The following is a 14,659-nucleotide window of genomic DNA, read 5'->3' on the forward strand; positions in this document are numbered from 1 at the left end:
GCTCTTTTGAGTTCGGTCATCAGCGGCACACTGGCCGCGCCATGGAGTCCCTCGAAAGTCAAAACGCGTATTCGTCGATGGCCGCGCAGGGGGAGGGTGGTGGGTGAAGTGGGAATCCTACTGGGTCGTGGGGACGGTGAGAACCGTGGGTGTGTTGTGGATCTGTAATGTCGGAAAAATCTTCAGGGTTTCAAAAAATGTGATTTGCAAGGATATGCAGTCATCGCAACAGCTTGATGTTGTGATCAATTCGGCTTTGAATGGTACGCAGGGTTTCCTGAGTGATCACGCCAGGATAAAGATCATTTGCCACAGTCGAGAATTGGCTGGATACGTCGCAAAAGCGCTCAATTACAACTCCTGCCTCATAGGCACCCACCTCCGCTTCTTCTGCCAGTCCAAGCATGGCCTTTCGGTCGATTTCCAGCGCTTCGCCCATCACATCCATCTGGTGATACCCACCCGGCCCCTCGCAAAAGGTCACATCGTAGGCCGGGGCTAATTTCCAATCGCCAGCTCGCGACATGGTGTAGGCAAAGTTCTTGGGATGATCATCCCGGTTGTGGAACGCAACGTTGAAAACAGCACGCTCGAACGCCCGTGCTTTTTCACGTACATCATTGGTACATCTTTGGGTGGCGCGCAGGAAGTTGACATAGTCCAATGCTCCCGGAGAGCGAAAATCTGCACCGGTAAAGGCTGCGAGGCTTTGCATGGGGACGCGTAGTCCGTCTTGTCGATCAAACCGTCTGCTGGCGAAGGCAGCCATTCCATCTGACAGACTGAGGTACTGCGTATCCGGCGTTTGAATGCCGCAGAGGCGCAAGCAAGCGGCATACACCATTTCGATGGCGCACACTTCGGGATGTTCGTGTTGGGCAGGGAATTTCACCAGCCATGCTTCAAAACCTGGAGTGGCAGCTGTGGTGAACGTCCCGGTGTCGGGGGCGCGATAGACCAGAGCCTTGGGTCTGGCACCTTGCGGAGAGCCTCCTACCAGCAGCAACTTCTGAAGAAGCTCGCCCCCTTCACCTTTCAGCACTTGCTGCACTTCGGCTGCAAGTAGCTCAATGGGAACATGCATTTGTGGTTCTAGTACTTCAGGTGCCACAGGCTTGAACGACATGGCACCCATGGCATTGTTGCCGATATAGGCCAGTCGCTCCAAAGGTCCGATACGTGCGGGATTCAGGCCGCGACGTTTGAATAGACGATCCATCAGCAGCATGCCCCAGCCGTCAGGCAACGAGTCATAGACGGGGCCTGGCAATCCCAACTGATGTGGCGGGAAATCCCGGCTTAATTTGGCGCCTTGCAAAGGAAGTTTCAGGGACGATAATTCCAGCCCTCTTTTTTTTGCTTCGTCGCTGTACTCAAACACCACCAGCGGACGGCCGGTCAGCGCTGCGGTGGAAGCCAGTGTGCCCCACCGCCAATATTCACCCCAGCCCTCGTAGTAGATGTCTACTTTCTCAAGCATTGTCGGATTTCCTTTTGATGCGGTAACGCTTGGCACTGTTTTCGTAGCGCAGGATGTCGTCCAGAGTTTCAAGCTTTGGCAAGAACAGGTTTTCGAGTTCCTTACTGCGCCCAAGTACCATGGCAACACGTACCAGATTTTCGAAGCCCACATTACGCCCGGCTTCAAGATTGGATACCGTGTTGGTTCCGATGCCGGCACGTGCGGCTACGTCCGCTTGCGTCATTTCCAGAGCGAGTCGATCGGTGCGTAGACGTTCACAGATCCGCTTGACGATCTCACTTGGCTTGCTAAGGCTTAAATCCAACATAATGGGTCTTACACCTCAAAAACTACTTTAAAGCCGGTAATTCTGGATTTATCCAGGAATTTGTCATCCATGCACTATTCCTGATTATTGTGGCTTATCTTTTGAAAATCGCAATAACCCACAGAAAAATGGAATTATCCAAATTTGGGTTGAGCAGAGGTTCGAGTCAGGAGAATCATCATTCATGGTGTGTTCCCACAAATCCCGGACACAAAAAAACCGGCCCTGTAGGCCGGTTTTTTCTGTTTCTGCATCCCCCGTCATAACCACGACGTGAGACCCGATTGAGTGGAGCGGGTAGAGGGAATCGAACCCTCAACTAAAGCTTGGGAAGCTTTCGTTTTGCCACTAAACTATACCCGCTCAGAGCGGCTGACTTTGTACCAGAGTCGGGCGCGGATTTGAAGTTTTTCTTTTGCCCGCAGCGCGTTACAGCATTGAAAACGGTCATTCGCGGGCGAATCTGCAGGTCATCAGCGCTGGCTTCTCAGCCCCACAGACTCGCTCGCGACGACGCTTTTTCAAATGGCCGATGCATGGTGATCCTGGACGAACGAGTAACGCGTTCGGCTCGACTGCTGTGACGGTTTCAGGAAACCAAGCAGGGCATTCTGGCTGTCACGGCAAGCCGCCTTGTGCTCCATGTCGAGAAAATGCCCGGTGGCCTGCAGCGTGGTGAAGGTGCTTTGTGCCACGTGGTTGCCGAATATCCGTGCGTCTTCGGCGGCGGTGTACTCATCCCATTCGCCGTTGAGGAACAGCACCGGCACGTTGATCCTTTTCGCCGCATTCAGGTAGCACTGACGATCACTGTGCAACACGTCGTTGATGTGAAAGTGCATCTGCCCGTATTCGTGCTCGGCCAGACTGCTGACGTGGCGATAGTTGAAGCGCTTGAACAGTGACGGCAGGTGTTTGCCGATGGTGTTGTTGACCAGGTGCCCGACCCGGTCGCCGTCGCGCTGGCCGAGGTAATCGACACCGCGCTCCAGGTAATCCAGCATGTGCGCGTTGATCACCGGCGAGAACGAGCTGATCACGGCTTTTTCGATGCGCCGCGGCTGGTGGGCCAAGGCGACCAGGGTGGCCGCGCCGCCCCAGGAAAACGACAGCACGTGTTCGGCACCGAAATGGTCGATCAGCTCCAGCAGAATCTGCCCTTCCACTTCCTTCGTCAGATGTTTCTCGTGGCGGTTGTGGATTTTCGACCTGCCCGCGTAGGGCTGGTCGTAGCAAACCACGTTGAATTGCGGGTGCAGATTTTTCACGGTTTGAGCAAACGACGCAGTCGTGGCCATCGAGCCGTTGACCAGGATGATGGTCTTTTCTGCGGCGTCTGCGCGATAGAACTCCGTGTAAACCCGATACTGACCCTGTATATCCAGCACAGCGATTTCTGGCCTCATGTCATAAGACTCCTGGCAAGCAAGCGGGTATGCGCGCAAATAGAGATTGCACGAGCTTTGTGACAGGTAGGCATACGCCTGGAGTTTGGGGCCCATGTCGATCCGGAACGGCAGGTCGACGGGTATTATTATTGGCGGGCAGTCTGCCGGGGGAGGTGGAGCCTTTGAGGCTCTCTACCGGCAAAAAGGTTGCTTGGATGTACTGCGTGACTCATCGGTCACAATTTGGCCGACGTCCTGATTCAAGCAGGGGGATCAGGATCGCGCAAGTGCCGTTGGTGAATTGTTCGACAACTTCTGCTGAGCGGTCGCCGGCTTAGAACAAATGGATCTCTTCGGTGCGCAATGCGCGGTACTCGCCCGGTTTTAGCGCGTTATCGAGCAACAGCGGGCCCATGGATTCGCGGTGCAGGTGCAACACTTTGTTGTTGAAGTGACCAAACATGCGCTTCACCTGATGGTATCGACCCTCGACGATGCTCAGATGCGCCGCCCTCGGGCCGAGCACTTCGAGTTGCGCCGGTTGCGTGGTCAGATTCTCGAAGGCGAAGTAGATACCCTCGGCAAACGTGACTGCATACTCCGGCCCGATCTCCTGTTCGGTCTCGACGTAATAGACCTTCGGCAGTTTGGTCTGCGGTTGGGTCAGCCGTCGCGACCAGCTGCCATCGTTGGTGATCAGCATCAGCCCGGTGGTGTTGAAGTCGAGGCGACCGGCGATGTGCAGGTCGTCCTTGTCCGGCTCGTGGATCAGATCGAGCACGGTCGGGTGCTGCGGATCGCGGGTGGCGCTGACGCACCCCGGCGGTTTGTGCAGCATGAAGTAGCGCGCCGGTTTACCCGGTTGCAGCAACTCCTCATCGACTTCGACGCGGCTGAATTCCAGCACCTCGCTGTGCGGGTCGCTGACGATTTTTCCGTCGATCCGCACACGCTTTTCCACCAGCAACAGGCGAACCTGCTGACGGTTGTAGCGGGGCAGGTTGCTGAGGAAACGGTCGACGCGCATGGTCAGGAATCGGCGGATAAAGGGGCGCGTATCTTACGGGATCGGCCGCGCCGCTGCTTGCAGTTGCGCCTCGACCTGCGCGCAGCGCGGGCACAGGCAGGATTTATTGCGCAGTTCGGCCGGCAGGGCTTCGAGCACTGCCGGGTCGATGCTCACGCCATAGCACCAGCAAGCCTGGTCGGCGGTGCGCGGGTCGGCCAGGGTGCAGTCGTTGCGGGCGCCGCAGGCCGGGCAGAGGTCGGGTTTAGCGTCGGTATCAGGCATAAGTCGAATGAGGCATTTCCACGCAGGTGCGGTTACGGCCGGTTTGTTTGGCTCGGTACATCGCATGATCGGCCCGGGACAGCAGCGTGTGCAAGGTGTCATCCGCTTGCAGGGTGGTGGCGCCGATGCTCACGGTCAGACTCAGGCTGTGGCCATCGTAGGAATACGCCTGTTGTTCGACGTGTCGGCGGATCTTCTCGGCAATCTTCTGAGCGGTGTCGCCGTCGGTGTCCTTCAGCAATACGATAAATTCCTCACCGCCCCAACGGCAGACAATGTCGGAATGGCGCAGGCAACTTTGCAGGTCGCGGGCGAAGCCGATCAGCACCTGATCGCCGGCCATGTGTCCGTAGGTGTCGTTCAATGTTTTGAAGTGATCGAGATCGAGCAACAGCGCAGTCATGGGGTTCGACTCGCGCTGCGCTTCGTGCAGGGCCTGTACGGCGAGCAGGTCGAAGCCGCGGCGGTTCGGCAATTCAGTGAGGCTGTCGAGCGTGGCCTGCGTTTGAATCTTGCGTTGGAAACGCCGGATCACCCGATTGAGCAGGGCCAGCACGCCCAGCGTCACCAGCAGGCAGATCAGCAGATTGAGGTACAGCGACTGACGGATGTCACTGAGCGCGCCATCCTCGCGCTTGTCGACGAACAGATACCAGTGCAACTCCGGGATGTAACGTACGTTGAGAAAATGTCCCTGACCGTGGGCGGAATATTCGTAACTGCCGCTGTGGGGCTTGGGTAACTGGCTGATCAGGCTTTTCATACTGGCGAGTTCGCTGAGGCTTTGCCCGATGTGCGCTCCTTCCGGGCCGCCGCTGGCGCCGGTGAGCACCAGTCGCCCGAAGGCATCGACGAAGTAGACGCTGCGTTGATAACGCTGCTGGTACTTGTCGATGAGCTTGATCACCGCGTCCACCGTCAGGCCTACGCCCGCGGCACCAATGAAGCGGTTGTCGTAGTCGTAGACCTTGTAGTTGATGAAGAAAGTCAGGTTGTCCTTGTTGGCCAGATCCGGGTCAACGTTGATCTCGTACGGGTCTTTCATGTCGCGCACGCGGAAGTACCAGGCGTCGCGCGGCTCATCGATCCTGACCTGCTTGAGCACGCCTTTGGCGTGGTAGTACGTGTGGCTGCTGTCGGAGACGAAGAACGCGGTGTAGGCGCCGTAGTGGGTCATGACCTCGTCGAGGTAGCGGGTCATTTTTACCGGGTCTTTTTCGCCGTTCACCACCCAGTCGCGCATGAACGTATCGCGGGACATCATCGAGGAAATCAGGATCGGTCTGACGAGGTCTTTCTGGATTTCCGAATAAACGGTGTCGGATGTCAGCGGCAATTCGGTGTTGACGATGCTGTCGCGGATCGACGCCCGTGAGGCGTAGTAGCTGAGCAAGGAAGTGGCGAGGAAGCCGGCACCAAGCAGTGCGACCAGAGTCAGCACCAGCGAGCGTTGGGAGTACAGCGCAGATCTGTGCGGCATGGGCGGTTCCGTTGGCAGATGAGCCGATGGCAGCATTCTAGTGGCACTGCCGGGAAATAACTGCTCCATACGCGGCGCAAATGGTCGTTCCTGTATTTCCGGGCATTTGCACCGTTCAACGGTGGGGGCGGGCTTGCTCGCGAAGGCGGTTTTCCAGACACATGAATGTTGATTGGCCCACCGCATTCGCGAGCAAGCCCGCTCCCACAGGGGGATTCTCAGGGGGAGTGACACCGCTGATCTGAAGCTTGGCCGAGTCCGGCACTTGCCCCGGGCCTGACAGTCAAAACTGTGTCGGCTGCGCTGTCCTGCTGCGGTCGTGGGTCTTTCAGGAGGCCGTCATGCGTGTTCAGAAACTGTTTCGTCGAGTGTTGCTCGGTGCAGTGCTCGGGCTTGGGCTGTCCGGATGTTATTACTACGGACCTCCCGCCGATGTTTACTACGCCGCTCCCTACTACTATCCCGGCTACTACTCACCTTATTACTACGGCGGATATTACGGCCCGCGCTACTACGGCGGCGCCCGTTACTATTACGGTGGTTACGGCTATCGCGGTGGTTATGGTCGCGGTTACCACGGCGGCGGCTATCACGGTGGACACCACTGATCGGCGGCTGAATGACAGTGTTTTGCAAATGAACAGGATTTCATCAATCACATGTTTCAACTTGTTACGGAAGCGCACCAGATTCGGAAAACGCTGTCAGATATTTCGTCAGTCACCGAATAAACGACTGATGCCTGCCAGCGTCGCTGGTGCGGCTACCCGCGGTCCAGGAGGCCGCCATGTATCGACGAATTCTTCTACTTGCTGCGATGATGTTTTCCGTTGCCGGTTGCGCTCCCTACTCCTACGCAGACAGTTATTACAGCTCGGAGGTCTACACCTCACCCGCTCCGGCGTACTACAACACTGGTGGCACGTATTACAGCGGTGGCAGCACGTATTACTCGGCCCCGCGCTACTATCAGCCCGCGCCGCGTTACTACCAGCCCGCGCCACGGTATTACTCGCAACCGCGCTACTACCAGCCGGCCCCGCGCTACTACGAGAGCCGTCGCTGGCACGACAATGATCGCGGGCGTTGGGACGGCCACCGTGGCGGTGGTTGGGATCGCGACCGTGGTGGCCGTGATCATCACGGTGATCGGGGTGACCACGGCGGGCGAGGCGGTCGCTGGTAATCATCCGCAAACAAAAAAGCGGCGCATTGAGCGCCGCTTTTTTTGTGCCTGCGACTTGCCGGGCAATCAGTAGCTCGTCAGATCCGCCAACGGATGCCGACCTTCCCAGACCTTGTGAAAGTGCGCTTCCACCACCGCGTCCGGCACGGTATTAACGTCTGGCCAATGCCAGTGCGGTTTCTGATCCTTGTCGATCAGTCGCGCCCGCACCCCTTCGCTGAATTCCGGATGCCGGCAGCAGTTGAGGCTCAGGGTGTATTCCATCTGAAAGACTTCGGCCAGCGACAGGTGGCGCGCACGGATGATTTGCTCCCAGACCAGGTGCGCGGTCAGTGGCGAACCCTCGCTCATGGTTTTCGCAGCACGGGCGATCAGCGGGTCGCTGCTGTCACGTTGCAGGCTGATGGCTTTCCAGGCGCAGGTGACGTCGCTGACGTCGAGCAGTTCGTCGATCTGCCGGCGGCGCGGCAACCACTGCGCCTCGGGCATCTGCTCCACGGCTTCCTGTTGCAGGGCCTTGAGCAGACTGTTGAGCTGCATATCGGTCTGTTCCTGCCAGTTGAGTTGCAGCAGGCCTTCGATCAGCTGTGGTTGCTGCTCTTCAAGCAGAAAGCGGTCGGCCAGATCGAGATCGATCGCATCACGCCCGTTCATGTGCGCTCCGGTCAGACCAAGGAACAAGCCGAGCTTGCCCGGCAACCGTGACAAAAACCAACTGGCCCCGACGTCCGGATACAGACCGATGGTGATCTCCGGCATCGCCAGACGACTGCTCGGCGTGACGATTCGCGTGCTGGCGCCTTGCAACAGGCCCATGCCGCCGCCGAGCACGTAACCGTGGCCCCAGCAGATCAGCGGTTTGGGGTAAGTGTGCAGGCTGTAGTCCAAGCGATATTCGGCGGCGAAAAACTGCGCGGCCAATGGTGGGACTTCACCGGGATGGGCGCGACAGGCTTCCACCAGGCTGCGCACTTCGCCGCCGGCGCAGAACGCCTTGGCGCCGTTGCCGCGCAGCAATACGCAGACGATTTGTGGATCCTTGGCCCAGGCGTTCAGCTTGTCGCTCAGGGCGTTGATCATCGGCAAGGACAGCGCATTGAGCGATTTTTCAGCGTCCAGGCTGGCGATCCCGAGGCGGGCGCCGTCGGTGCCGGTGAGTTCTTCGAAGTGCAGATTCATCGTGACCTCGATCGGGAATTTGAACGATCAGTATGATCGCTGTGTGGGAAAGTGCCGGATCTGCGTCAGATCAATTGACAAGCGTGGTCGGCTTTCCTAGGGTTCGCCCCATTGTTTTTGCCGGGTATGACCATGACTGCTGACGACCGTATCAAACTCGAACCGAGCTGGAAGGAGGCACTGCGTGCTGAGTTCGACCAGCCTTACATGGCAGAGTTGCGCACTTTTCTGCAGCAGGAGCGGGCGGCCGGCAAGGAAATCTATCCGCCGGGCCCGCTGATTTTCAACGCGCTGAATTCGACGCCGCTGGATAAAGTCAAAGTGGTGATCCTCGGCCAGGACCCGTACCACGGCCCGGGCCAGGCCCATGGCCTGTGCTTTTCGGTGCAACCCGGCGTGCCGGCTCCGCCGTCGCTGGTCAACATCTATAAAGAGTTGAAGCGCGACCTGAACATCGACATTCCCAACCACGGCTACCTGCAGAGCTGGGCCGATCAGGGCGTGTTGATGCTCAACACCACCATGACCGTCGAGCGGGCCAATGCCAACGCGCATAAGGACAAGGGCTGGCAGTTCTTCACTGACCGGATCATTGAGGTGGTCAGCGAACGCCAGCCGCATCTGGTGTTCATGCTGTGGGGCGCGCATGCGCAGAGCAAGCAGAAGCTGATCGACGCGACCAAGCACCTGGTGCTGACGTCGGTGCATCCGTCGCCGTTGTCGGCTTATCGAGGCTTCCTGGGTTGTGGGCACTTCAGCCGGACCAACAAGTTTCTTGAGCAGAATGGCGAGGCGCCGATCGAGTGGCGGTTGCCGCCGGTTTGACTGGATGACCGGGCCGGCCCCTTCGCGAGCAAGCCCGCTCCCACATTGGTTTTGCGGCATGCACATAAACAATGTGGGAGCGGGCTTGCTCGCGAAGAAGGCAACTCGGTCTATCGGTGTTACTCGGGATTACGGTTCCAATACTTGAACAACGGCTCCGCCAGAAACAGCACAAACAGCAACCGCATTACCTGCATCGCCGTCACCAGCGGTACCGACAGTTGCAGGGTCTCCGCCGTCAGGCTCATTTCGGCGATTCCGCCGGGCATCATGCCCAGCGTCAGCGAACGCAAATCCAGATGGGTCAGGGCACTCAAACCCAACGCCGCCAATGTCGCGATCAACATGGTCAGTGCCGTGCCGATCAGCGTACGTCCCATGAATGACGGCGCGTGGCGGAAGAACTGTCGGTTGAAGTGACAGCCCAGCCCGCTGCCGATCAGCCATTGGCCGATCTGGCTGCCGCCATCCGGCAGGCCGATGTGCAAATCCCAGGCAATGCTCACCGTGGCACTGACCAGCAACGGGCCGAACAGCCACGGATTGGGTTGACGCAAGCGTTGCCAGAGCCAGGCGAGCAGGGCGCCTGTAGGAAACAGAAGCGCCAGCCAGCGCCAATCGACGTTGCCGGCGTGGGAAATCGGCGTGCCGTCGCCCAGCAGATACTTGAACGCAGCCGGCACGCACAGCACCACCACCAGCACCCGCAGACTCTGCCCCGCCGCCACATGGCTGAGCAGCGCGCCATTGCGAGCGCCGAGATTGACCATCTCGCCTGAGCCACCGGGCATGCTCGAGAAAAACGCCGTGGCGCGATCCTCGCCGGTACGGCGCATCAACCACACGCCGACCACCGCCGACAGACTGGTGACCAGCGCACCGAAGAAGATCAAACCGAAGTGACTCAGCACCTGCTCCATCACCACCGGGGTGAAGTGCAGGCCGATGCCGATGCCGACAATCCATTGGCCGCATTTGCGCCCGCCAGGGATCTCGGTCAATTGCCAGGGTGTCAGGCAGCGCACCAGGATGATCGCCAGCAGCGAGCCGACCATCCATGGCAGTGGCCAGCCGATCTGGCTGGCGATAAAACCGCCAAGCAGACCGACCAGCGGGGTGGCCCACCAGCTTCTGAGGGAGGAGCGATCAGACATCGGCGATGGCGCGTTGCGCTGCCGAGCGTTTGCGCCAGATGCGCAGCAGCGGCATCAGCAACATGATCGCGGTCAGGACCCAGACACCGAAGGTGATCGGGCTCGACCAGAGGATTTCCAGCGCACCGTTGGAGATCGACAGCGCGCGACGCAGGTTCTGCTCCATCAGCCCGCCAAGAATGAACCCGAGCAGTACCGGCGACAGCGGGAAATCCAGCTTGCGCAGGATGTAGCCGAAGATGCCGATGCCGACCATGAGGAACAGGTCAAAGGTGGTCGCATGCACCGCGTACACGCCGATTCCGGTGATGATCGCGATCACCGGCACCAGTGCCCAGTTCGGCACGGCGAGGATGCGGGTGAAGATGCGGATCATCGGGATGTTGAGGATCACCAGCATGATGTTGGCAATGAACAACGAGGCAATCAGGCCCCAGACGATGTCCGGTTGTTGTTGGAACAACAGCGGCCCTGGAGTGATGTTGTACAGCGACAGCGCGCCGATCATCACGGCGGTAGTGCCGGAACCGGGTACGCCGAGGGTCAGCATCGGCACCAGCGCACCGCAGGCCGAAGCGCCGATCGCGGTTTCCGGAGCGGCGAGGCCACGGGCGTCACCCTGACCGAATTTGCCGCCGGCACCGGCGATGCGTTTTTCGGTCATGTAGGCCACGGCACTGGCCAGCGTCGCGCCGGCGCCCGGCAACACGCCCATGATGAAACCCAGCAAGCCGCAACGGATGTTCACCACGAACACCGACGCCGCTTCCTTGAAGTTGAACATCATGCGCCCGGTGGCCTTCACCGCTTCCTGACCGCGATGGGTTTTTTCCAGCAGCAGGAGGATTTCACTGACCGAGAACAGCCCCAGTACCAACACCACGAACTGGATGCCGTCGGTCAGGTGAATGTTGTTGCCGGTGAAGCGGTACACGCCGCTGTTGGCGTCGATGCCGACGGTCGACAGGAACAGCCCGATCAGCGCCGCAATAAAGGTCTTCAGCGGTCGATCGCCGGCCATGCCGCCGAGGCAGACAATCGCGAACACCATCAGCACGAAGTATTCTGCCGGGCCGAAGGCAATCGCCCATTTCGCCAGCAGCGGGGCGAACAGCACCATGCCGCAGGTGGCGATGAACGCACCGATGAACGAACTCCACGCCGACAGCGACAGGGCGACACCGGCCAGACCCTGACGCGCCATCGGATAACCGTCGAGGGTGGTCATCACGGTGGAGGCTTCGCCCGGAATGTTCAGCAGGATCGAGCTGATCCGCCCGCCGTATTCGCAGCCCAGATACACCGCCGCCAGCAGAATCAGTGCCGACTCCGGTGGCAGGCCAAGGGCGAACGCGATCGGGATCAGCAGGGCCACGCCATTGATCGGGCCCAAGCCCGGCAACAGCCCGACCACGGTGCCGATCAGCGTGCCGGTCAGGGCCGTGACCAGGTTGTACGGACTCAGCGCGACGCCGAAGCCCTGACCCAAATAACCGAGAGTATCCATATCAGTTCTCCAGAACGTCGAGCAGGCCCAGAGGCAGCGGAACGTCCATCAGACGGTCGAACAGCAGGTACAGACCGATGGCCATCAACGTTGTCACCACGATGCTGGGCAGCCAGCGACCGCCGTACAGGCGCGCCATCGGGATGCCGATCAGGATGCTGCTGAGGATGAAGCCCAGCGGTTCGAACAGGCCGGCGAACACCAGCAGCAGGACGACGCAGATGCCGATCTTGGTCAGGGTTTGGCGATCCAGCGGTGGCTCGTCTTCGCTGTGTTTGATCGGTGCCGGGCGGAACACCATGTACAGCAGCGCCACGCCCATCAAGCCGAGCATCAGCAGGGGAAAGGCACGCGGGCCGACCGGTTCATAAGAAAAAGCCGCTTGATACGGCCACGCCATCAGCGCCAGGCCGACGCAGGCCAGCAATAGCACCGAGGCGAAAATGCGTTGTAAGAGCATGGGAAACTCCTGTGCCGAGGCCTCGATGCGCGAGGCCACGGCGGCTAGAGAGAGACGATCACTGAATCAGGCCGAACTCTTTGGCCAGCACTTTGTAGTCCGCCACCTGTTTCTTCACGTAGGTGTCCAGCTCCGGGCCGGTCATGGCGAACGGGAACAGTTCACGCTGATCGCGCAGCTTGGCGAAATCGTCCGAGGCCAGCAGTTTGTCGAAGGCGTCTTTCCACCAGGCGTAGTCTTCGTCGCTGACTTTTGGCCCGAGGTAGAAACCGCGCACCACCGGCCAGACGATGTCGTAGCCCTGCTCGCGAGCGGTCGGGATGTCTTTCATTTCCGGTTCGTCGATGCGTTTATCGGCGAACACCGCGAGCAGACGCATGTCACCGCTCTGGATGTGCGGCATGGAGTCGGAGATGTCGGTACTGCCGACCTGGATGTGACCGCCAAGCAGCGCGGTGGCAATTTCGCCGCCGCCTTCGAGGGCGACGTAACGCAGGTCTCGCGGGTTGATTCCGGCGGCCTTGGCGATCAGTGCGGTCTGCATCCAGTCCTGACTGCCGACCGTACCGCCGGAACCGATCACCACTTTGCTCGGATCTTTCTTCAGCGCCTGAACGAGATCGTCTAGAGTCTTGTAGGGCGAATCGCTTTTCACCGCGATGGCGCCGTAGCTGGTGCCGACGGCGGCCAGCCAGCGCACGTTGGTTTCATCGAAACGACCGAACTTGCCTTGCGCCAGGTTCAACAACGAACCGCTGGACCATGCCACCAGCGTCCCGGCGTCGGCCGGGCGCTGGGCCACCACCGCGTTGTACGCCACCGCGCCGACACCACCGGGCATGTAGGTCACGCGCATCGGTTTGGTCAGCAGTTTTTCGTTGACCAGCGCGCTTTGCGCCAGTTTGCAAGTCAGGTCGAAACCACCGCCGGGGGAGGCCGGTGCGATGCATTCGGGGCGTTTTGGTTCGGCCATCAGTTGGCCAGCGAACAGCATGACGCCGGCGGCTAGAGCAACTTTACGCAGTGATAAGTTCATCTATGTCTCCTTGGGAGTTGTTGTTATGGACGTACTGAATTACCAAAGGGCAACGCTATAGCTCACCAGCAGCCGCACTTCATCGGCATCGCGAGCGGAGTAGTTGGAACGGTAAGTGGCATTGCGCAGACGCACGGCAACGTCCTTCAGGGCGCCGCTTTGTACTACATATTTGATCTCGGTGTTGCGCTCCCACTCTTTGCCTTCGTCGCCATTCTTGAGCTTGATGTTGTCACCGCTCAGGTAACGGCTCATGAATGACAGGCCCGGGATGCCGAGGCGGGCGAAGTCGAAATCGTAACGCGCCTGCCACGAGCGTTCTTCGGCGCCGGCGAAGTCATTGATCTGCACGAAGTTGACCAGGTACGGGTCGCTGCCATCGACATACGGGAACGCGCTGTCGCCAGACATGTGCTGATAACCAGCGGTGAATTTGTGGCCGCTCAGCGCATAGCTGACCAGACCGTTGAGCGAGCGGTTGTCGATCTCGCCACCACGGGCCGCGCCCTGATCGTCACTGACCGCAAAGCGCAGGTCGGTGGCGAACGTGCCCGGCCCCATTGGCCGCGAGGCGACCAGACCGAAGAAGTGCTGGTTATAGACTTCGTCGAGCTGGGCGAAGTGGTAACTGCCGGTGATCTTGTCGGTGAACTTGTAGTCCACGCCGGCGAAATCGAAATGCTTGCCGGCCACGGTGCCAGCGAAACGGCTGTTCTTGTTGTTGAGGGCGATGTCCTCGAAATCGGTGCTGTCGCGATCCTTGGCTTTCTCCAGACGCCCGCCGGTGAAGGTCAGGTTCTTGATCTCTTTTGAGGTCAGCAACCCGCCTTCAAAGGTCTGCGGCAGGATGCGCCCGTCGTTCGGTTTGAGGATCGGCAGTTCCGGAATCAGGCTGCCGATTTTCAGTTCGGTGGCGGAGATTTTCACTTTGCCGGTCAGGCCGACTTTCGAATATTCGTTCGCCGCGCGTCCGTCATCGTGGGTCGGCAGCAGGCCGGTGCCGGTGCGATCCGGGCTCGAATCAAGTTTGACTCCCAACATGCCCAGCGCATCGACACCGAACCCCACCGTGCCGTCGGTGTAACCCGATTGCAGATTGAGCATGAAACCCTGCGCCCATTCATCGCGCTTGGATTGCTGGGCACTGGTGCCATCGCGAAAGTCGCGGTTGAAGTACATGTTGCGGGTTTCGAAGGTGGCGGAACTGTCTTCGATGAAGTCGGCGTAGCTCAGCGGCGAAAAACCGGCGAGGGCAGCAGTGCTGGCGAGGGTGGCGTGGCGCAAACGAGAAGGACGAACAGGCTTGAGAGCCTTGGTCTGCAAGGACGGCATGCGGGTGTACTCCGTTTATTGTTCTTATTGG

General features: G+C 59.4%; 15 protein-coding genes and 1 tRNA gene. 3 read left to right on the forward strand and 13 right to left on the reverse strand.

Going from position 1 to position 14,659, the window contains the following annotated elements; all coding sequences use genetic code 11:
- Nucleotides 1–220: 220 nt before the first annotated feature.
- From LCH64_RS24530 to LCH64_RS24560, 7 genes are all read right to left on the reverse strand, one after another.
- Entirely contained in the window at nucleotides 221–1,480 is a 1,260-nt protein-coding gene (locus tag LCH64_RS24530; RefSeq protein WP_226501554.1) for a type II toxin-antitoxin system HipA family toxin, read from the reverse strand.
- Nucleotides 1,473–1,790, reverse strand: a complete 318-nt coding sequence (locus tag LCH64_RS24535; RefSeq protein WP_003222513.1) for a helix-turn-helix transcriptional regulator — start codon at nucleotides 1,788–1,790, stop codon at nucleotides 1,473–1,475. The genes LCH64_RS24530 and LCH64_RS24535 overlap by 8 nt, the downstream gene beginning before the upstream one ends.
- A 289-nt stretch (nucleotides 1,791–2,079) precedes the next feature.
- A tRNA-Gly gene (locus LCH64_RS24540) sits at nucleotides 2,080–2,153 on the reverse strand.
- 158 nt (nucleotides 2,154–2,311) lie between these two features.
- Nucleotides 2,312–3,196: an alpha/beta hydrolase gene (locus LCH64_RS24545; protein ID WP_045122324.1), complete on the reverse strand. Its 885-nt coding sequence runs from the start codon at nucleotides 3,194–3,196 to the stop codon at nucleotides 2,312–2,314.
- 316 nt (nucleotides 3,197–3,512) lie between these two features.
- Complete coding sequence (locus LCH64_RS24550) at nucleotides 3,513–4,205, reverse strand: pseudouridine synthase (protein WP_226501555.1); 693 nt, start codon at nucleotides 4,203–4,205, stop codon at nucleotides 3,513–3,515.
- 33 nt (nucleotides 4,206–4,238) lie between these two features.
- On the reverse strand, nucleotides 4,239–4,469 hold the full coding sequence (locus LCH64_RS24555) for a cysteine-rich CWC family protein (RefSeq protein WP_103521444.1): 231 nt from the start codon (nucleotides 4,467–4,469) through the stop codon (nucleotides 4,239–4,241).
- A complete protein-coding gene (locus LCH64_RS24560; RefSeq protein WP_226501556.1) occupies nucleotides 4,462–5,949 on the reverse strand; it encodes a sensor domain-containing diguanylate cyclase in 1,488 nt (495 codons plus the stop codon). The genes LCH64_RS24555 and LCH64_RS24560 overlap by 8 nt, the downstream gene beginning before the upstream one ends.
- Before the next feature lie 341 nt (nucleotides 5,950–6,290).
- On the opposite strand from LCH64_RS24560, the gene LCH64_RS24565 reads away from it, so the two are divergent.
- Complete coding sequence (locus LCH64_RS24565) at nucleotides 6,291–6,557, forward strand: hypothetical protein (protein ID WP_003222522.1); 267 nt, start codon at nucleotides 6,291–6,293, stop codon at nucleotides 6,555–6,557.
- Between the two features lie 179 nt (nucleotides 6,558–6,736).
- Nucleotides 6,737–7,135, forward strand: coding sequence for a hypothetical protein (locus LCH64_RS24570; protein ID WP_003222524.1), 399 nt, complete (start codon nucleotides 6,737–6,739; stop codon nucleotides 7,133–7,135).
- Between the two features lie 66 nt (nucleotides 7,136–7,201).
- Here the strand turns inward: LCH64_RS24570 and LCH64_RS24575 are convergent, their stop codons facing one another.
- Nucleotides 7,202–8,314 (reverse strand): enoyl-CoA hydratase/isomerase family protein, encoded by a 1,113-nt coding sequence (locus LCH64_RS24575; RefSeq protein WP_226501557.1) that lies wholly within the window; start codon nucleotides 8,312–8,314, stop codon nucleotides 7,202–7,204.
- A 132-nt stretch (nucleotides 8,315–8,446) separates the two neighbouring features.
- On the opposite strand from LCH64_RS24575, the gene ung reads away from it, so the two are divergent.
- Nucleotides 8,447–9,139 (forward strand): uracil-DNA glycosylase, encoded by a 693-nt coding sequence (gene ung / locus LCH64_RS24580; protein ID WP_003222534.1) that lies wholly within the window; start codon nucleotides 8,447–8,449, stop codon nucleotides 9,137–9,139.
- A 119-nt stretch (nucleotides 9,140–9,258) separates the two neighbouring features.
- On the opposite strand, the gene LCH64_RS24585 is transcribed toward ung, so the two are convergent.
- Genes LCH64_RS24585 through LCH64_RS24605 form a run of 5 tightly spaced genes read right to left on the reverse strand, consistent with a single transcriptional unit; the run spans nucleotide 9,259 to nucleotide 14,628 of the window.
- On the reverse strand, nucleotides 9,259–10,293 hold the full coding sequence (locus LCH64_RS24585; protein ID WP_226501558.1) for an AbrB family transcriptional regulator: 1,035 nt from the start codon (nucleotides 10,291–10,293) through the stop codon (nucleotides 9,259–9,261).
- Nucleotides 10,286–11,800, reverse strand: a complete 1,515-nt coding sequence (locus LCH64_RS24590) for a tripartite tricarboxylate transporter permease (RefSeq protein ID WP_003222538.1) — start codon at nucleotides 11,798–11,800, stop codon at nucleotides 10,286–10,288. Before LCH64_RS24590 ends, LCH64_RS24585 begins: the two co-directional genes overlap by 8 nt.
- Nucleotide 11,801: 1 nt before the next feature.
- On the reverse strand, nucleotides 11,802–12,260 hold the full coding sequence (locus LCH64_RS24595) for a tripartite tricarboxylate transporter TctB family protein (protein WP_201135575.1): 459 nt from the start codon (nucleotides 12,258–12,260) through the stop codon (nucleotides 11,802–11,804).
- A 58-nt stretch (nucleotides 12,261–12,318) separates the two neighbouring features.
- Nucleotides 12,319–13,296, reverse strand: coding sequence for a tripartite tricarboxylate transporter substrate binding protein (locus LCH64_RS24600; protein ID WP_103485701.1), 978 nt, complete (start codon nucleotides 13,294–13,296; stop codon nucleotides 12,319–12,321).
- Nucleotides 13,297–13,335: 39 nt separating this feature from the next.
- Nucleotides 13,336–14,628: an OprD family porin gene (locus tag LCH64_RS24605; RefSeq protein ID WP_003222544.1), complete on the reverse strand. Its 1,293-nt coding sequence runs from the start codon at nucleotides 14,626–14,628 to the stop codon at nucleotides 13,336–13,338.
- Nucleotides 14,629–14,659 lie beyond the last annotated feature (31 nt).

It is taken from the genome of Pseudomonas sp. MWU16-30322 (assembly GCF_020515535.1).
Lineage (GTDB): Bacteria > Pseudomonadota > Gammaproteobacteria > Pseudomonadales > Pseudomonadaceae > Aquipseudomonas > Aquipseudomonas fluorescens_H.